At 38.1% G+C, this 18,525-nt stretch carries 16 protein-coding genes and 1 tRNA gene; 8 read left to right on the top strand and 9 right to left on the bottom strand.

The annotated features are described in order from the left end of the window. The first annotated feature begins 391 nt into the window (after positions 1–391). The 5 genes from HX021_RS08040 to HX021_RS08020 all read left to right on the top strand — a co-directional run bounded on the left by HX021_RS08040 (position 392) and on the right by HX021_RS08020 (position 5,975). Positions 392–1,171, top strand: coding sequence for an N-formylglutamate amidohydrolase (locus HX021_RS08040; protein ID WP_286589636.1), 780 nt, complete (start codon positions 392–394; stop codon positions 1,169–1,171). Beyond that, a complete protein-coding gene (locus HX021_RS08035; protein WP_286589635.1) occupies positions 1,161–2,993 on the top strand; it encodes a peptidase MATCAP family protein in 1,833 nt (610 codons plus the stop codon). The genes HX021_RS08040 and HX021_RS08035 overlap by 11 nt, the downstream gene beginning before the upstream one ends. Before the next feature lie 13 nt (positions 2,994–3,006). After that, complete coding sequence (locus HX021_RS08030) at positions 3,007–4,002, top strand: ATP-grasp domain-containing protein (protein ID WP_286589634.1); 996 nt, start codon at positions 3,007–3,009, stop codon at positions 4,000–4,002. 159 nt (positions 4,003–4,161) lie between these two features. Next, positions 4,162–5,145, top strand: a complete 984-nt coding sequence (gene lplA, locus HX021_RS08025; RefSeq protein ID WP_286589633.1) for a lipoate--protein ligase — start codon at positions 4,162–4,164, stop codon at positions 5,143–5,145. Positions 5,146–5,207: 62 nt separating this feature from the next. Next, on the top strand, positions 5,208–5,975 hold the full coding sequence (locus tag HX021_RS08020) for a methyltransferase domain-containing protein (RefSeq protein WP_286589632.1): 768 nt from the start codon (positions 5,208–5,210) through the stop codon (positions 5,973–5,975). Positions 5,976–5,980: 5 nt separating this feature from the next. On the opposite strand, the gene ybaK is transcribed toward HX021_RS08020, so the two are convergent. Beyond that, complete coding sequence (gene ybaK, locus HX021_RS08015; RefSeq protein ID WP_286589631.1) at positions 5,981–6,457, bottom strand: Cys-tRNA(Pro) deacylase; 477 nt, start codon at positions 6,455–6,457, stop codon at positions 5,981–5,983. Between the two features lie 102 nt (positions 6,458–6,559). Continuing rightward, positions 6,560–8,215 carry a DNA polymerase/3'-5' exonuclease PolX gene (locus tag HX021_RS08010; RefSeq protein ID WP_286589630.1) on the bottom strand — a complete coding sequence of 552 codons (1,656 nt, stop codon included), beginning with the start codon at positions 8,213–8,215 and terminating at the stop codon, positions 6,560–6,562. A gap of 257 nt (positions 8,216–8,472) precedes the next feature. On the opposite strand from HX021_RS08010, the gene HX021_RS08005 reads away from it, so the two are divergent. After that, the gene (locus HX021_RS08005; RefSeq protein WP_286589629.1) at positions 8,473–9,597 is read left to right on the top strand and encodes a lipid II:glycine glycyltransferase FemX; all 1,125 of its coding nucleotides are present in this window, start codon (positions 8,473–8,475) and stop codon (positions 9,595–9,597) included. Between the two features lie 4 nt (positions 9,598–9,601). On the opposite strand, the gene HX021_RS08000 is transcribed toward HX021_RS08005, so the two are convergent. Continuing rightward, positions 9,602–10,855, bottom strand: coding sequence for a BamA/TamA family outer membrane protein (locus tag HX021_RS08000; RefSeq protein WP_286589628.1), 1,254 nt, complete (start codon positions 10,853–10,855; stop codon positions 9,602–9,604). A 291-nt stretch (positions 10,856–11,146) separates the two neighbouring features. On the opposite strand from HX021_RS08000, the gene HX021_RS07995 reads away from it, so the two are divergent. Further along, on the top strand, positions 11,147–11,575 hold the full coding sequence (locus HX021_RS07995; RefSeq protein ID WP_286589627.1) for a nuclear transport factor 2 family protein: 429 nt from the start codon (positions 11,147–11,149) through the stop codon (positions 11,573–11,575). Positions 11,576–11,680: 105 nt separating this feature from the next. On the opposite strand, the gene HX021_RS07990 is transcribed toward HX021_RS07995, so the two are convergent. The 3 genes from HX021_RS07990 to HX021_RS07980 all read right to left on the bottom strand — a co-directional run bounded on the left by HX021_RS07990 (position 11,681) and on the right by HX021_RS07980 (position 12,998). After that, positions 11,681–11,754 (bottom strand) — tRNA-Ala (locus tag HX021_RS07990). 78 nt (positions 11,755–11,832) lie between these two features. Continuing rightward, complete coding sequence (gene bla / locus HX021_RS07985; protein ID WP_502959001.1) at positions 11,833–12,588, bottom strand: BlaB/IND/MUS family subclass B1 metallo-beta-lactamase; 756 nt, start codon at positions 12,586–12,588, stop codon at positions 11,833–11,835. 80 nt (positions 12,589–12,668) lie between these two features. Next, the gene (locus HX021_RS07980) at positions 12,669–12,998 is read right to left on the bottom strand and encodes a cupin domain-containing protein (protein ID WP_286589625.1); all 330 of its coding nucleotides are present in this window, start codon (positions 12,996–12,998) and stop codon (positions 12,669–12,671) included. Between the two features lie 241 nt (positions 12,999–13,239). Between HX021_RS07980 and HX021_RS07975 the strand changes: the two genes are divergently transcribed. Continuing rightward, complete coding sequence (locus HX021_RS07975) at positions 13,240–15,153, top strand: AAA domain-containing protein (RefSeq protein ID WP_286589624.1); 1,914 nt, start codon at positions 13,240–13,242, stop codon at positions 15,151–15,153. 66 nt (positions 15,154–15,219) lie between these two features. Here HX021_RS07975 and HX021_RS07970 read toward each other — a convergent pair whose 3' ends face one another. From HX021_RS07970 to HX021_RS07960, 3 genes are all read right to left on the bottom strand, one after another. Further along, complete coding sequence (locus HX021_RS07970) at positions 15,220–16,740, bottom strand: acyl-CoA dehydrogenase family protein (protein WP_286589623.1); 1,521 nt, start codon at positions 16,738–16,740, stop codon at positions 15,220–15,222. 177 nt (positions 16,741–16,917) lie between these two features. Then, on the bottom strand, positions 16,918–17,784 hold the full coding sequence (locus HX021_RS07965) for a helix-turn-helix domain-containing protein (RefSeq protein ID WP_286589622.1): 867 nt from the start codon (positions 17,782–17,784) through the stop codon (positions 16,918–16,920). Positions 17,785–18,043: 259 nt separating this feature from the next. After that, complete coding sequence (locus HX021_RS07960; RefSeq protein WP_286589621.1) at positions 18,044–18,394, bottom strand: DUF2200 domain-containing protein; 351 nt, start codon at positions 18,392–18,394, stop codon at positions 18,044–18,046. Positions 18,395–18,525 lie beyond the last annotated feature (131 nt).

Here is an 18,525-nt window from a genome sequence, read left to right as displayed (position 1 = left end):
TAGTGAATTTCGAAAATGTTTCAATAGATTTTACATTTTTAAATTTTTTAACACTTTTTTGTGTTTTTATATTGGTTTTCGATAAAATATTCTAATATGTAGTATTGTTTTCGTATTAGAAAAATAAAAAACCTGCTAGCGGGGACTAACAGGTTTTTTATAAACTAACTAATTATTAACCTAAATTTATGAAACTAGTAGACAATATTCAATAAGGATGCCAATACTCGATATGCAAAATCAGTTTAACGCTTTTTAACGCTTGAGGACATGGGAGGCTATCGTCTTACCTCCCTATGGGATTGTATTTTATTTTCAAACCTTTTATAGCCTGTGAATGTTTATCTAGACGGAGAGATCAATTATAGGTACACTGTTTTAAATAAAGTACATGTCGTTAACATATCTTTATCAATTTGAAGAATACAAGAGTCCTTTTTTTGCTTTTGCAATTCATGATGGACATCATATCGATGATAGGCTAGTGTCATATTTGTGTATATCCCCAGCCGAACGGCTCCGGGAAGAAGATCCCTATACAGCAATTTTGGCAGAGCTGCCATTTAATCGTTTTGTGTCCGGTACATCCAGGTTTCAATTGGACTTAAATCGGAAACGGGAAGAAGCGATCTACCTGAGACCTGAACAGTCCTGGGGAATTCAGGTATGGCGGACAGAATTGTCTCCGGAAATCAAGAACCAACTCTATGATTCATATGATCAGCTATATGATCGCATATGCCAGCAGATCCAGACTGTAATTGACAGATATGGTTACTTTGTCGTATATGATATCCATAGTTACAACGCGTTTCGCGATGGACCACAAGCGGTTATTGATACCGAACAAAACCCCCAGATTAATATAGGGACGGGACATAATCATGTGAAATGGAAGCAACTCACAGCATTGTTTTTGGAATCTCTCAGATTTGGAAAAGATGGCCAGCGTTATGATGTGCGGGAAAATATCAAATTTAAAGGTGGATTTCTGTCTGCTTATTTAAACGAAAAATTTGGTGAGTACGGTTGTATCTTTTCAATTGAATTCCGGAAGGATTTTATGAATGAGTGGACCGGGGAGGTTTTTCCTCAAAAACTTCAGGAATATAAACAACTGCTATTGCAAAGTATTGATACATTAGAATCGTATTTTACCTATGAAAGATAATGCCAGGCAGTTAGCTGCGGTACTAAAGAAAATAAAGAACAAGGAAATTTTTCATGTTCAAATACCTTCGAAGAATAAGTTGGTATTCAATCAAGTTGTACCTTATTTATTTTTGTATAGACAGTTCTTGAGTCCTGACCCCATGCTTGCCGAACTGGTTAAATCAGAACCGGCATATTTTAGGGTTAAAGATCCACAGATGGATATATCCGACTGGATTGCTCCAATGCTTAATCAGTTGGTGGAAGAGTTTGGTTCCTGCCTTATCATAGAAGCTTGGACTGCGGGGCCTGAACAGGAAGAAGATATTCGGATACATATAGCGCGAAAAAATGTTCAGGCTATTGCTTATTATTTGGGGAAGCAGTTGGAAACTGAGTCGGCGATTTCAACGGTAGAAATTGTGACTGAATCCAAAACTAAAGCCACGCAAAGTCTTTCTCCAGCAAGCGTACAATTGGATAATTTAAATAGTAATATACTTTATATGGGGCTGGGGATCAAACCTAAATATCTTCTGGGGGCTGATCAACAGATTCTACCTATTGATCTACGTCATTTTCGAGAGGCCATATCTCGAAGCTTATCCAAAACATTCTTTGAATTTATCCGTATACATACCCTATCAAAACCAACAGCTTTTAAAATAAGCCACCCCAAAAAAATGTTACCATTAGCTTGGGAGATTGATCAAAAGCTAGCACGTGAAAGCCAAAGGTTTGATTTTTTATTGCTGATTACGCCAACTAATTCTTATGATGCCTGGTTGCAGTTCAAGAAAGGAAATTATCGCAAGATGCCAGTCTTTCGCTATCGACCTATGCCAATCGATCCGGATATTATTAAACGCAATTTATATAATCTACATATTGAGGACTTATATGATCCCTCAATAGCCTATTTATTTCGGGATAAACGAAAGGAGCTGGATCAAATGATGAGTATGCTTAGCGAACGGGGAAAAGAAGGCTTTTTGTTGGGCAGTATGCAGGTCTTTGGGACGGTCAACGAAAAACTGCTGGAAAAAGCTCAGGCAATACTAACCATTACGGCCAACGACCGGGAAGTTCGGACCAAAGTGGAGGATATTGTTTCTGCTGAAGAATTTGCCAAGCTGGCGCAAGAAGAATTGGATTATTTAAAACAACAAGATCCAAGCTTTAGTACTACCGTGCGTTTGCGGGATGATATTTACGGTGTTATGGTCAATCAGGGTGTTTTGAATATCAGTAAACAATATAGCCTGCCCCGTCATCGGGTAAAGGCACTTATTCAGCACGAGGTCGGAACACATATTGTAACCTATTATAATGGTAAGAAGCAGCCTTTCAGTCTTTTTAGATTAGGGGTGCCAGGATATGAAAAACTGCAAGAAGGACTGGCTGTCCTGGCCGAATATCTAGTTGGTGGATTGACAAATAATAGATTGCGTATTTTGGCTGGACGTGTGATTGCCGTTCATCATATGCAACAAGGAAACTCTTTCCTGGATACATTCGCTGTCCTCGTGGATAAACACCAATTTTTACCTGAAACGGCCTTTCAGATGACGATGCGCGTATTTAGAAGTGGCGGGCTCACCAAAGATGCATTGTACCTGAGCGGTTTGATCGAATTGACCAATTATATTAAAAGTGGTCGGGACCTAAGTTTGTTGACTATGGGTAAGATTCGTGAAGATTATATCCCCATTGTAGAAGAGCTGATGTTGAAAGGTATGCTGAAAGCGCCAGTGCTCATACCCAGGTATTTAACTTCCCCCTACCAAGAAGTATTGTTAAATCTTAAAAAAAATAAAGGAATATTTCAAATGATTCAATAATCAGAAATTGTATATGAAAATAGCATTTGTTATCAATCAAACCCATAAAGAAACAGCACGTTTTACCACCACTCTTTTAGCATTTAGAGCTCATCAAATGGGACATGAGATTTATTATATTGGACTGGCAGACTTCTATTATGAATCGGCTCATATTGCAGCCCATGTGCGGGAGGTACTCCCGGAGCAGCAGCTTCCCTCTACAAAAGCTTTAATGGAAGTGCTGAGAGGAGGAAGAAAGAAGAAGATGATTTTGGAAACAATCGATGTACTATGGTTGAGGTTCGATCCTGTTTTGGATATGGTGAATAGACCTTGGGCAGCACCTTCAGCGCTTCAATTTGCTTCCTTATTAAAAGAAAAAGGAGTACAGGTGATTAATGATCCGGATAGCTTGGGTAGGGCTAGTAACAAATTATACCTCGAAGGTTTTGATGAATCTATCCGGCCGAAAACAATTGTTACTAGGAATTATACAGACGTCATCGAATTTTTTGAACAACAAAATAAGCTCATTATCCTAAAACCGTTAAAAGGTTCTGGCGGAAAAAATGTATTTCTGATAAATAAGGACAACCAACAAAATCTCAAACAGACCGTAGAAGCTATTGCGCGCGACGGATATGTGATTGGCCAAGAATATCTCCCGGAAGCTGCCAAAGGAGATATTCGTTTCTTTCTTCTAGATGGTGAACCTATAGTTATTCAAGGAAAATATGCTGCTGTTCATCGGGTACAACAAGGGGATGAGATTCGTAGCAATGTGCATCAGGGGGCAATAACCCAAGCCGCTACTATTTCGTCAGATTTATTACTCATGGTAGACAAGATCAAAAATAAATTAATCCAGGATGGAATGTATTTTGTCGGTTTAGATATAGTCGGTGACCGGATTATGGAAATCAATGTGTTTAGTCCTGGTGCACTATGTCAAACAGAGGAGATTGTAAAAGAAGATTTTTCTTCCCTGATCATTAATAAACTTGAAGAGAAAATAAAATCTTTATAAAGAATATGGGATTAAATTGGCATATACCAGTTCGTTTATTTTTACCATGATGATATGTATCGTTCATATCATCATGCTGAAGTCCTGTGCTGAAATTATGAAATTAAGATGAGTTAATGCGCCCAAATTCTTATTAATTTTAAAAAAAGAAGAAACAAAATGCTCATTATAGATTCTCCTTCACATAATGCTTTTTTCAATATTGCTTCAGAGGAATATTTACTCCATAAATTTCCAAAAGAAAACATTTTTTTATTATACATAAACGAACCCTCAATTATTGTTGGAAAATTTCAGAATACTTTGGCTGAAATCAACCTCGAGTACGTTAATGAGAATCATATTAAGGTCGTGAGAAGAATGTCAGGTGGTGGAGCAGTGTACCATGATTTGGGAAATCTTAATTTCTCCTTTCATACCTTATTAGGAAATCTTGATTTTATGGATTTTTCAATGTTTACACAACCTATTATTTCTGTGTTAAATAGACTGAATATTCCTGCGAAACTCGAAGGACGAAATGACCTGCTAGTTGATGGGAGAAAATTCAGTGGAAATGCGAAGTTGATTAAAAACGGTAAGATGATCCAGCATGGTACCATATTAATTGATTCACAGATGAAGGTACTGAATAATGCGTTGAAAGCTAATCCGCTTAAATTTGTGGATAAAGCAGTAAAATCAAATCGAGCTCGTGTTACTAATTTAATTGATTATTTGCCAGAGGGATTTACCACATTAAAATTCAAAGAATTATTGGTTGAGGAGATACGTCGTGATAATCCTGATGCAGCAATGATGAAATTATCACTGCAGGACATGCAACATATCGAAAGATTGGTTCAGGAAAAATATGAAACATGGGATTGGAATTTTGGCTTTTCTCCAAATTATAACTTTAAGAAAGCCATCAAAATTCCAGCAGGATTTATTGAATTGCACTTAGATGTGCATAAAGGGCTTATACAGAAAGCTAAAATTTTCGGTGACTTTTTTGCATCAAGATCCATTCGTGAATTAGAGGCACGCTTGATTGGCGAAAAACATCAATTGACCGTCATTGCCGAAATTCTGAAATCTGTAGAGCTCACTCAATATTTTGGTAAGGTTGATGATACAGAGATTTTGGAATTGTTTGAATAAGTTGACCTTGTTTATAAAAATAGTATATCTCCCCGAAATGGGGATCAAATTTAAATGTAATTATGCCTTGGGACCCCGAAATTTATAACCAGTTTAAAGCTATACGATTTAAACCTTTCTATGACCTGATGGAACTGATCTCAGCGGAAAAACAGATGCAAATTGTGGATTTGGGATGCGGAACAGGTGAGCAGACGTTAATTTTAAGTGAAAAATTTCCGCAGGCAAGCTTATTGGGAGTGGATTCTTCCAAGGAAATGTTATCCGAAAGTAGTAAACTTGAAAAGGAAAGACTAACATTTAAAAATTGTACTGTCGAGCATTTTCTGGATACTCCTGGTTCTTGGGATTTGATATTCAGTAATGCGGCACTACAATGGTTAGAAGACCATAATGAGATTTTTCCCAAAATAATTTCTAAATTGAGTCCAGGCGGACAACTGGCTGTACAGATGCCTTATCAACCAAAAAATGTATTAAATAAAATTTTATTTGGAATGGCCGGGGAGGAACCCTATCGGTCTATGTTAAAAGGTTGGAACAGCTCCTCGCCAGTGTTGAGCATCGATGATTATGCAAAAATTTTATTTGACCAAGGGTTGAAGCAATTGCGCCTTTCCATTCGCGTTTATCCAATTATTGCAGCAGAACCGGAAACGCTTTATAATTTTATTGCCGGATCAGCATTGATTCCCTATCTGGAGCAACTTGAGGAAAACAAACAGCTCATATTTATCAACGAATTTAAAAAGCGTATTCAACAATATTTTACAACATTTCCAGCCATCTATTCTTTTAAACGCATTCTGCTTTATGGCCGAAAAAAATGAGGCCACTAAAAACTAATAATATCTGACCAGGTTGCTCGTGTTAGAGAAGCTAAGTCATTGGGATTTAATAGCATTTGGAGACCTCTTTTGCCAGCACTTACAGAAATCTGTTGCTCAAGTTGAGCAGCTTCCTCCATGAAAGTGGGAAATAATTTTTTCATCCCGATGGGAGAGCAGCCACCCCGGATATACCCAGTTATGGACAACAGATCCTTCATAGGCAGCATTTCACAATGCTTATTGCCAGATACTTTTGCCATTTTTTTTAAGTCAAGCTGGGCATTGCCTGGGATGACAGCGACAATATAAGGATCTTTAGTGCCCTTTAATACCAAAGTTTTATAAAGTGTATCTGCCGATATCCCTAAGGATGCTGCAACATGTCCTGCGCTTACATCCAGTTCATCAACCTCATATTCTTTTAATTCATATGTTATTTTTGCAGTATCCAATAGACGGACTGCATTAGTTTTATGTGTCATAATTTTTTACAATGAGCACAAGGTCTGGTCAACTCATGCTATTGGATCCGGCAGTTGCTAAACGCACGGTTCCTCTTGTTCAACACGATCGTAGAAATACCATTACCTCTGTTTATTAAAATACGCTGTGATGTCCGTTAATGAGTAACTGTTCAGACAGTTTTTCGCTTCAAGTCCACCTTTTTGGGCTACGAATATACCATATTGCATATCTTTTAGACCTTCCGTCCTGTGCGCGTCAGGATTAATTGATAATAAGACACCCTTTTCTACCGCATAACGGTGCCATCTCCAATCTAGATCAAGCCTTAATGGATTAGCATTGATCTCAATGACAACCTGATTTGCTGCACAAGCATCGATTATTTTTTTATAATCGAGTGGATATCCGGCTCTACTTAATAAAAGCCTACCTGTAGGGTGCCCTAGTATGGTTGTATAAGGGTTTTCAATGGCTTTGATCAGTCTTGCTGTTGCCCGTTCTTCATCCATTTTTAAATTGGAGTGGACAGAGGCCACGACAAAATCAAATTTTGCGAGTATATCATCGGGATAGTCCAATGAACCATCGGTTAAAATATCTGATTCTATGCCTTTAAATATCCTGAAAGGGCTAAGCTTCTCATTTAAAAATGCAATTTCTTTCCATTGTTCTTCGAGTCTTTCGATAGAAAGACCATTTGCATATACGGCAGTTTTGGAGTGATCGCAGATACCAAGGTATTCAAGCCCCAAAGCTTCTTTACAATAGACGGCCATCTGCTCCAGGCTATGCACCCCATCACTATAGGTGGAGTGATTATGTAAAGTACCTTTAAGATCTTTGTATTGTATCAGATGTGGCAATGTATGCTGCTGCGCACGGACTATTTCGTCTAATCCTTCACGAAGTTCCGGTTCAATATAATCAAGACCCAGATTGCGATAAATAGCCTCTTCACTGGAGAGCGAAGGTAACTCCGAGATAATATCAGCTAATAGATCCAAATGGCGGGCAGAACCTGTACTGAGAATTAGGTCACGATAGAAATCATTTATATTGCTACTGAAGACTTTGAAAGTAAATCCAAATTCATCGGTAACCTCCAGAGAATGCTCGGTTTTCTCGACTAAAATATATGCATCAAGAAATTTCTCAACAGTATCTATATGTTCAGAAATGAGCAGATCCACCGTACTTAATACTTCACATTTTCTTCGGTAATCTCCTGTAAAAGAAAGGAGGGAGGCTGGGAAATGGGATTTTAATACCTTGAAAAATGCAGTTGCTTGTGGTAATACCTTGGCATACAAAAACCAACCTTTATTTGAAATAGAGAATTCAATGGATTTTTTTATCTCTTCCTGCGTTTTTAGCCCAAAACCTTTTGCTTCAACAAGGCGGTTTTCATTACACGCATAGAGAAGCTCGCCGACACTTTCAATAGCTAAGTCTTTCCAGATAATCTGAATTTTCTTTGGCCCCAGTCCTTTTATATTTAGCATATCGACAATGCCCGGGGGAGTATTTCCCAGTAAATTTTGAAGTTCCTTAAAAGTTCCCGTTTCAGCTACTTCTTTGGCTTTCTCAGCAGTACTTTTTCCGATACCCGGCTGGGCACTCAACTCCTCAAGTGCAGCCCCGTCAATGCGAAAAGGAAGTTTATCCAATTTAAAGGACGCACTTGCCATAGCTTTAGTCCGAAATGGATTTTCGTTATGAAGTTCCATCAGTTGGCTGCATAATTTGAAAATTTTGGAAATAGCTTTATTGTCCATTGCTGTTGAATTGTTGAGCTACAAATATCCTAATTTTTAGCACAAAATACCAATCATGAAGGAAATATAATGGCGTTAAATTATGTAAAAAAACTAGTTTTTTTAGCAATTAAATATCATTTTTTAAAATTAACAACAAAGTGACAAATGCTGATGGGCATAGCCAAACATTTTGGCTAAGTTTGCCGTTTTTGGGCATTGAAATCGGTTATATTTTAGATTTCTATTCAGAAATATCCGGTAAAAATAGTGTACTTATGATTGCAGATATCAACGATAAAGAAGTTAGCAGGCTCTATAAAACGGCTATTATTCAGCAGACAGCCTATTGGTCTATGGTAAAAAAAATGCAGGGTATTCAATCGCAGGCATTTAATTTCAAATTAAAATATTCAGACCTTTATGTAGGGGTTGAAGATGAAACCTATTTTGTTGGAGATCTATTGATCATTATACAGACTATTGATCAGGAACACTGTATTGCTTATGTCCCTTATGGACCGGAGGTTGAGCCATCGGAGGAAAACCAAGGGCACTTTTTGGAGCAACTGTCCGAAAGTCTACGCTCTTATCTACCTCCAAACTGTATCATGATCCGTTATGATCTATCTTGGGAATCTCATTGGGCAAAGGATGATGACTGTTACGACTTGCATGGTAATTGGCTTGGAGTGCCAGAGAAACGAATTCAGGAAATGCGTTTTAATTTTAATACTGAAAATTGGAATTTCCATAAGGCAAATACAGATATTCTTCCTTCCAATACGATATTTATGGATCTTAAAAAGGATGAAAATTTATTGCTTACCAATATGAAATCAAAAACACGGTACAATATCAATTTAGCGCAAAGAAAGGGCGTTCAGGTGCGTGTTTTGGGATTGGAAAGTCTGGAAATCTGGTATGAATTGTATCGGCAGACAGCACTCCGGAATAATTTTTTTCTGCATGATATGAGTTATTTTAAGATTGTTCTTTCCGCAAGAGCAAATGATACCCTGTCACCAGCAGATGTTTATCTATTAGTCGCTGAAGTGGATAATCAACCTTTGGCCGCTATGTTTCTGGTTATTGCTGCCAATAGAGGCACTTATCTATACGGGGCATCAGCATCTGAAAACCGTCATTATATGGCTACTTATGCACTACAATGGCGGGCAATGCAGATTACGAAAGAAAAAGGAGGAACAGAGTATGATTTTTTCGGAGTTTCCCCTCAGGCAGACCCAGCACATCCATTATATGGGCTTTATCGCTTTAAGACCGGATTCGGAGGAGAGATCTACCATCGCATGGGATGTTGGGATTATCCCTTGAATAATGAAAAATATCGATATTATGCTTCCATGGAATTTAAAAATCAAAGCTACCATCTGAGCTAAGAAATTAAAATACTTCACCCAGTGTTAGCCTCACGCCACGGTGATTTTTGCTGATGCCATAATCGATGCCGATATTGGTGCCTGAATTTTTATTGAATTTAATTCGGGCACCAGCTCCGGTACCAACATTCCAATCCTCGAACATCGTGTTCTTCGGCCCATTGATCGTTGTGAAATTTACAAATGCCACGAAACCAAATAGACCGTTCTGCGTAATATCACGGCGATATTCCGTTTCCAGGTAATACAATGATTTACTTCGGAATCGGCTGACAGGAAAACCTCTTCCCGAGCTATTGTAGGGGTCCCAGCCTAGATTAGGCAGATCGAGATAAGGGGCTTTACTATTAAATACGGTCCAAAAGAAACTCCGCATGGCGATCATGTTCTGTCTATTGCGATCTTGGGTTAACCGGTGGTATCTCCTGATCTCAAAAAATAAGGATTTCCAGTTTTGGTCACTCCCTAAAAAAGTTGGATTAATACGGAATTGTAGATTGGCATAGTTCCCTGCCCAGGTGTTGATGGAGTTAGCCCGTGTATCGTAAATAAAATTAAGGCTAACACCGGAGGATATGCTTTTGTTTTTTAAATCTGTACCATATGGATAGGATGTGTATTCTTTAAGCGGGATGTCACTTGTCGATTTGATGTTCATCCTATAATCAAGATCATAACCAATTCCCATAAATAATCCACCATGAATTCTTTTTAAAGCATGTTGGTACAATCTGAAATAGGTATAGTCTAAATTGATCTGTTGGTTGCCATGATGTTCTTTGCCTATTCCCCAGGTTTCATGTGGATATTTTAATAATCTAATATCACCATCAATTACCCAGTTGTTTTCTTTTAGCCAAATGTAAGACCGTATGGGTAGACCGAATCGTTTCCCAAAATTGGTGTAGGGAGTGAAGGTAAGCTTTGACATGTAGGTATTCGTGCGTTCACCTAAATAAAACCCCGCTGTTGTGCTTGTTATTAACGCATGGCCCCCACCTGGAACAGCCGTGGAGAAGGGTAGAAAAGAGAAATATACTTTTTTCCCCGTACTGTCGACCGATTTGGGTGGTTTTATACGCAAAATTTCTTTCCCAATATCAATTAAGTCTCGCTGTTTACTGGTGTCAGCAATATGTTGTGTGATTTCTATTTCATTTACGGGACGTTGTGCATATACCTTGGGTTGATAGACGAGTGCAACCATCAAAATAGTCAGTGCAAAATAAAAAAAATATCGTTTATCGTCCTGTGCCATGAAGTGACGCAATCTAGTAGGAATTAAACAGAATTGCAATATCCAAAGGAATAATTTATTAGTCCTGTCAAGTTTTAGCTATAAAATGATCTGTCCCGAAACTTCATTCACCTAGAAAATAATATCATTTACCGATTTTAATGCAATGTTAATCTAAACGTAATGAAGACGATACATCAGTTGTCTTAACTTTGAATTAGAAAATAATTGAAAACTTTAAGCAACAAATAAAAGTTGCATACGACAATAGCATAAGAAATATACGAATACATCATTATAAATAGAAAAGATATGAAAACTTTAGTAAAAACATTTGTAGCGGCAGCAATGGTAGCAATTTCTACTTGCACAATGGCTTCAGTAAAACCAGAAGAGCACAATTTGATCACAGCCGATTTAGCGATTGATGAATATGTGGGAGCGGTTACTGAGGGCCAGATAATGAACTTAAACAAATTGTTCACAGCCGATTTTAGCCAAAAAATATGTGGTAAGCAAGATTTGAATCACAGCCGTTCGGAAATGATTGATTTTTTAAAAAGACAAAAAGGAATCAAAATGAATTGCAAGACAACGACGCAGATTATCGAGGAGTTACCAGATTATGCCATTGCAAAAGTAACCATGGAATTTGATGGTTTTTCTAAAACGGATCTGATTACCCTTGTTAAAGAAAATGGTACATGGAGAGTCTCTAAATCGGTCAATTCCTATAAGTAATAGGTGAGTCTGTACTAGGTTAGATTGCTCAGATAGATCGAGCTTGATTTGGAGAATGTGACAGCGATCATATAAAAAGGCTACTTTTTAAAGTAGCCTTTTTTGTGGAGCATATCAGATTCGAACTGATCACCTCTTCGCTGCCAGCGAAGCGCTCTAGCCAAATGAGCTAATGCCCCTTTGTATTTTTCTGCCGCTAAGATAATACTTTTTTGTAAAAACAAAACTTGTTTTTTTATTTTTTGCACAGCTAATATTTATTGTTTTTCATCAAGGAGTTCCTGTGTACGTTTTATCTGTCCATTGTCCTTCCACGAATCATGTCCTGGGATGATCATTTTAATAGCGGGGTATTTAGTTAATAATCTGGCTAATGAAGGTTTCCAGGCCTGTATGTCCCCGTCACCCGTGAATCCTAAATTTTTGGCATCAGAGCTCTTAATAAAGCAACCTCCATCCAGAATCTGATAATCCGGGAACCATACGACAACATTATCCAAAGAATGTCCAGCGCCAAAAAAATCCAAAACAAAAGATTGACCACCTATTTTATACGTTTTATTCGTTTTCACAAGATGTGTGGCCTGCGCTTTGTGATTCGCTTTCAGCAGATCATTTGTCATTTTGGTCGCATATGTCGGAATTCCCTTCCGGTTATAATAAGCAAACCCACCCGCACGATCCTCATGCCAATGCGTGGCATAGATTGCAATCACCGGTAAATGATGCTTATGTTGGATGCTATCCAACAAAGGCTGATATTGTGTCGAATCCCAAGGAGTATCAAATAGGATTACACCTTTTTTTGTGATTAAATAAAGTGCATTTGCGGCATATCTAGTGCCCTCAAAAGTATTATATGTCGTGTAAAGATAAAGTTGTTTGTTTATTTTTTCAATCATTAGCGGTTTTTCCTGGGCCTGTAATGATGCGGTAGAAAATAAACCGATCAGGCATAAAAAACAATAAAAAAGGAAAGAAGTCTGATAGCGCTTGCTGAGTGTGGATGTCATCATATTTTTATATCAGTGGTATACAATAATAATTCTGGCGATTTGCGTCATGTAGCCTAGTGACTAGCATGGTATTAAAACTAAAGAAAATCTTCACGACAAGGAGTAAAGGAATCCATTAATTCTCCTTCTTCAAGGCATTCACAGCCATGAAGTAATCCAGGATAAATGATACAGGAGTCGCCAGCGGTTAAAACTCGGTCTGTACCATTGATATGGTATTTAAATTTTCCGGCATTCACATACGAAATCTGTGTATGTGGATGCTGATGTAAAGCACCGACGGCACCTTTTTTAAAATGGACCTTCATTAGCATCAATTCATTATTAAAAACCAAAATTTTACGCTTAACACCATCACCTATGTCGGTCCAAGGTTGTTCCTGATCATGTAAAAATATCGCATCCATTATAGATTGTGTAAGTTTTGAACGTTTAAAAGATAAGATCTTTGATATTCAAGTATAGGAAATAAATATGAAATACCCATGTTTGAAGAGCACAAATACTATGATCAGTGATAATACGATTGGTATTAAGTGCTGAGTACAACCAAAATGCCTTAAGTACGGGAGAAAACAGTTATTTTGCAGTCGTTAAGGTGGAATCCAGTATAACAATGAATATGATATTTAAAATAATTATTTACTGATGAATTATTTTGATGAGCTTATTTCCTTATTGAATGAGGAGAAACAGCATGATAAAATACAGCATGAAGCTTTATTGTTAAAAAGCAGTTTAAAAGAAAGAAGAATGCATGGCGTGACCTGGTTTCCAGTTCAAATAGTAGACAGCGAATTGGGAAGAGGAGATTATCTATCAGTTACTTTGGCCAGGACAAACAATCAGCATTTGGAACATAAATTTCATTTTGGTATGCCGGTTTGTTTATTTTCAAATCATGCTCCGGAAGAAGATCGGATTGAGGGGATAATCACCTCAATTCATGCAGATCGAATGCAAATTTCTTTTCGTGTGGATGAACTGCCGGATTGGAGTCGGCGTGGTAAACTTGGGGTAGATCTACAATTTGATGAATACTCATATCGGGAGATGTTTCGTGCTCTACGTGAGGCAAAAGAGCGAAGTGAGAAGGCCCAAAAAGATTCATTGGTGAATAAGCTTATTGGCGCTGAACAGTTGTTGTCAGGACATCAACATCAGATTTTTCAGCACCCTGATCTGAATAGGAGCCAGAATGATGCCATACAACGTATCCTGAACACGGAGGATATTGTCCTGTTGCATGGCCCGCCCGGAACTGGAAAGACCACCACATTGATCAGGGCAGTGGAGGCATTGCTTAAACAAAATAAGACACAGATACTCGTGGTGGCTCCAAGTAACACAGCCGTAGATGTATTGACGGAGCGTCTTGATGCGGAGGGGATTACGGTGACACGAATTGGCAATCCGGTTAAAGTTTCAGAACACCTTCAAGCGTTAACATTGGATACAAAGGTGGAACTCCATAAGGCTAATAAGGAAATACGGTCTTTACAGAAACAGGTTCGAAGCTATACAGAAATGGCGCAAAAATATAAGCGTAATTTTGGGAAGGCAGAGCGAGAACAGAGAAAAGCACTATTTGAAGAAGCGTACAGAATAAGGAAAGATGTTGACCGGATCCAAGATTTTATTGTGAAAGACATTCTTGACCGGTCTCAGGTGATTACTGCCACACTGGTTGGTGCTAATCAGGAAGTTATCCGCCACCGGATGTATGAAACAGTTGTGATAGATGAAGCAGCGCAAGCATTGGAACCAGCCTGCTGGATTCCTATATTGAAGGCGCGAAAATTGGTTTTGGCGGGCGACCATTGCCAATTACCACCTACGGTTAAATCCAGTCGGGAAACGGGCAATAAATTGAGCTATACATTATTTGAAAAACTGGTCAAACTTTTTCCAGATGCTAGCGCATTGCTCGATATTCAATATAGAATGAACGAGCAAATCATGAATTATCCCTCATTGATCATGTACGGAGGTCTTTTGAAAGCGGATGACTCGGTAGCAAACTGGAGGTTACCTCAAGATACAGAACCTATCATGTTTATCGATACTGCTGGGGCCGGATTTGAAGAAAGTGAACATGAGGAGAGCATTTTCAATAGAGGAGAGGCTTATTTTCTGAAACATCATCTCAAATTATCGTTCACATTATGGCAACAGTCTGTCTCCATAGGAACCTGGCCAAGTATTGGAATTATTGCCCCATATAGAAAACAAGTGACACTTTTAAAGGAAATTTTGGAACAAGATGAGGAGTTACATCCCTATATGGATAATATTAAGGTGCAGACAATAGATAGTTTTCAGGGACAAGAAAAAGATATTATTTACATCAGCTTGACACGGAGCAATATGGATCAACAAATTGGTTTTTTGTCAGATGTGCGGCGCATGAATGTAGCCATGACGCGAGCGAAAAAGAAATTGGTTGTCATAGGTGATAGCGCTACACTCGGCACACACCCCTTTTATCTGAAATTTATAAATTACTTAGAAGAGACCCAACATTATCATAGTGTATGGGAATGGGACATTGCGGACATATAAAGCAAAAGGGATGAAGAACAATATCAGTCAATCCTCATCCCTTTCAAAGCTTATAAAGAGGCTGGATTAAGAAGTGAAGCTCATCCAATCCGTCTTTTCCCCATAGTTCATGAGCGGTTCGGCATTATTGTTATTGGAGAGTTGCCCTACCAGCATGTACAAATCCATACTGATATGTTGTCGGGCAATTTCTGTCATGCCATCATTAAATCCAGCATTATTAATTTGCAATACGAATTGGAAGCAGACTACCCTGGCAATGATCTTTCCCAAAGTAACCATTTCCCGTTGTTTGGGCTGTAATGGAAAATCAAAATTTAGAATAGAGGAGAAAAATGGAGCAGCCAGTTCTGTTGCATTATATTTCTTTAGGTAGGCAAGTAAATTATTCTCCTTACTTTTTCGCATAAGTTTAGCAATAGCTTCAGCTACCTGCGTATAGAGCATTTCATTCGATCCTTCGAATATTTGAAAAGGCCGGCTATCTACTAAGCCACGACCTGCAATATGGTCGAGCTTATAACCATTTGCCCCGGATAATTGGACACATATCTGAGCAGATTCATGCATGAGATCTGTGACCAGTGCTTTGACACTGTTTGCATCTACAGCATGAGACGAAAGGTCATTGTTGATTGAACTGACAGAAGCGCTGTATGAACACATCGCAGAACAGAGGGTAAATGCCGCTTGTAAACGGGATAATTGGAACTTGACTGAATCCATTTCATTCAAAGGAATACCTGCCACCCGTCTTTCTGTACAGTGTTTCATGGACTCGTCCAGCATACGCTTTATAAATCCCATTCCCATTCCAGGGAATTGAAGCCGGCTGCGATGTAAAGTGTCAAGCATCAATTTAATACCGGTACTTTCAGGTGTAAGTCGATAATCTACGGGTACCTCAATATCGATATGATTGAGACCATATGGAATGGCATACAAACCCAGACTATTGTATTTTTTTAGCACTTCAATCTTTTGCTCTTCAATAGAGTTGTCGGTAACAAAAAAATCAATATCACGTACCAGTTCACCATGCTCATTTTTCTTGCGGGCTGTGACAAGCCAAAAATCGGCTGCACCCGTTAATCCTTGCCAGTGTTTTTCACCTTGAATGTGATATTTGTCTTCTTTTTGGCTGTAACAAGTCCGCATATTGAGTGCATCACTGCCATAGGCCGGTTCAGTGATCATTAATCCACCCATAGCTTTATTTTCCAAGAATTGATGGAAAATCCTTTCTTGTAGTAAGGTATTGCCATATTTTGCAAATGGTTCTAAAAACAGGGCAATATTGATTCCAAAGATGAGTGACAGTGAAAGCGATTCATAAGAAGCCGCAGCAAGCACGCCCAGACATTCCTTTACATGTAATCCACGCCCACCATGATGTGTGGGGATAGCAACTGATAACGGTCTCATGTCCATTATTTCAGAAAGGAAATCAGGTGGTAAGCCTCTGGTTAGACTAAGGGCATTATAGTCATATTCTTTATTGAATAGATCGGATAGTCTGTCTTTGAAGTTCGCGATAAACAAATCGAAATCTTGAGCTATATTGTTGTTTTCTGAAACCTTAAGCATCTCTTTAAATATGTAATTAAATGATGGTACAATCAGCGTTGAAAATAGGAAAAGTACCTTCCATTATTGGAATGAACAACCCCTTATATTTCCAATGCTATACAAAAATAGTTGCAATCAGTCTGATTCGTTTGTGTACTTTAGTATAAAAGATAGGACAAATCGTGCATATGTGGGCTATGTTGATTTTTTTCGATAGGCGGAAGGAGAAATTCCCACGATTTTTTTAAACAGACGGGAGAAATAAGATGGATCGGAAAAATCAAGCTCATAACAAATATCAGCAATACTTTTGTTGGACTCAAAAAGAAGAAATTGGCTGTGCATGATGAGTACCTCAAGGATAATCTCCTTGGATGATTTTTTGAACACCGAAAAAACACATCGATTTAGATAATTGGTAGATACGGCTAGTCTATCCGCATAAAATCCAATATGCTTTTGCTTTTTGAAGTTTTTGTGCACAAGCTGTTTAAACATCATGGCAATTTCCTGTCTTCGGTTCAGCGTTTGATTGGAAGAAGAAAGTTTTATGATTTTTAAAAGCAACGATTTTAGTAAGCTTTCAAATAGTTCCTTATAAGGAGATTCAGAAAGTAATTCATTGTAAAGCAGTTTAAAAAGATCCTGCAGAGCTGAACTGTCCGGTGCTGTTAAATTGAGCAGAGGTGAAATATTGAAAATATTTAGAATTTCTTGCTCCCGAAATAGCGAGGTCATCGCATTATCATTGATCAAAACACAGTGCCCTTTTGCAGATTTATCTACCGATTTTATGGTCGATATATTGCCATAGCTACTGATTAAAATTGCAGGGGCCTCCACTACATATTCTTTGGCACCAATCCGATGCTTAAAATAACCTGCTGTTATATGCACAAGGAGGTTGTAGCCCAGGAAAATAGGTGGTGTTGGAAATTTAATATATGGGGCTATCTCGCTCAACTGGAATATCTTGACAGGGGATTGTTGATACCGTAAGTGTTTTAGGCTCCCGGTCATAAATCGATCTACAAATTCACCTGCATTTACCTGCTTTTCCATAGTTGTCAGTTTAGCACTTTCTAAAATCGTGTAAAATTTAAAAACTCCCTTAGTTTACCATTCCAAATAGCTGGGATCATAACATAAGGATCATGACAAAGTTAATCGGATAAAATATGGTTGTCAAGCTTAAAGTATTTAATGGTTTTATAATTAGGCTACTAACGTCTATCCGGGGCCAAAAAGAAAAGACGATACTTGATGTAAAGGAGATGGGCAAAGCTTTATATGAATAGGCTATAAGATAGTCGTCATGAACTCATTTTCTCAGTATTTTCTCCATTGATTTGCCTTTGGCCAATTCGTCAATCAATTTATCGAGGTAACGAACCTTTTGAACTAGAGGATCCTCAATATCCTCTATACGATAGCCACAGATCACACCTGTAATTTTTGATGCATTGGTATTGAAATTGGGAGCTTGACCAAAAAAACTTTCAAAATCTACTTTATCGGCAATAAGCTGTTGCAGTGAGGCTTTGTTATAGCCTGTCAACCAATATATGATTTCATCCACATCTTCTTTGGTGCGACCCTTTTTTTCTGCCTTTTGTATGTAATGTGGATATACCCCAGCAAATGACATCCGATATATTCTTGTATTGTCCATGGCGGCTGTTAGTTTGTTGTTTTCTATATTAAAGATATCTTTTTTGCCTGAATTTTTCGAACATAATTGTCAGAATCTATCGTTATAGGCGGATCATATTTTTACCTTTTTATTTAGGCATATAAATATTC

It is taken from the genome of Sphingobacterium sp. N143, assembly GCF_030325625.1.
GTDB lineage: Bacteria > Bacteroidota > Bacteroidia > Sphingobacteriales > Sphingobacteriaceae > Sphingobacterium.
Note: the sequence above shows the minus strand (reverse complement) of the source record. Positions and strands in the feature narration are given on the sequence as shown.

Coding starts and splice junctions, on each gene's coding strand:
- HX021_RS08040 (WP_286589636.1), top strand. CDS start 392: ATGTCGTTAACATATCTTTATCAATTTGAAGAATACAAGAGTCCTTTT.
- HX021_RS08035 (WP_286589635.1), top strand. CDS start 1,161: ATGAAAGATAATGCCAGGCAGTTAGCTGCGGTACTAAAGAAAATAAAG.
- HX021_RS08030 (WP_286589634.1), top strand. CDS start 3,007: ATGAAAATAGCATTTGTTATCAATCAAACCCATAAAGAAACAGCACGT.
- lplA (WP_286589633.1), top strand. CDS start 4,162: ATGCTCATTATAGATTCTCCTTCACATAATGCTTTTTTCAATATTGCT.
- HX021_RS08020 (WP_286589632.1), top strand. CDS start 5,208: ATGCCTTGGGACCCCGAAATTTATAACCAGTTTAAAGCTATACGATTT.
- ybaK (WP_286589631.1), bottom strand. CDS start 6,457: ATGACACATAAAACTAATGCAGTCCGTCTATTGGATACTGCAAAAATA.
- HX021_RS08010 (WP_286589630.1), bottom strand. CDS start 8,215: ATGGACAATAAAGCTATTTCCAAAATTTTCAAATTATGCAGCCAACTG.
- HX021_RS08005 (WP_286589629.1), top strand. CDS start 8,473: ATGATTGCAGATATCAACGATAAAGAAGTTAGCAGGCTCTATAAAACG.
- HX021_RS08000 (WP_286589628.1), bottom strand. CDS start 10,855: ATGGCACAGGACGATAAACGATATTTTTTTTATTTTGCACTGACTATT.
- HX021_RS07995 (WP_286589627.1), top strand. CDS start 11,147: ATGAAAACTTTAGTAAAAACATTTGTAGCGGCAGCAATGGTAGCAATT.
- bla (WP_502959001.1), bottom strand. CDS start 12,588: ATGACATCCACACTCAGCAAGCGCTATCAGACTTCTTTCCTTTTTTAT.
- HX021_RS07980 (WP_286589625.1), bottom strand. CDS start 12,998: ATGGATGCGATATTTTTACATGATCAGGAACAACCTTGGACCGACATA.
- HX021_RS07975 (WP_286589624.1), top strand. CDS start 13,240: ATGAATTATTTTGATGAGCTTATTTCCTTATTGAATGAGGAGAAACAG.
- HX021_RS07970 (WP_286589623.1), bottom strand. CDS start 16,740: ATGCTTAAGGTTTCAGAAAACAACAATATAGCTCAAGATTTCGATTTG.
- HX021_RS07965 (WP_286589622.1), bottom strand. CDS start 17,784: ATGGAAAAGCAGGTAAATGCAGGTGAATTTGTAGATCGATTTATGACC.
- HX021_RS07960 (WP_286589621.1), bottom strand. CDS start 18,394: ATGGACAATACAAGAATATATCGGATGTCATTTGCTGGGGTATATCCA.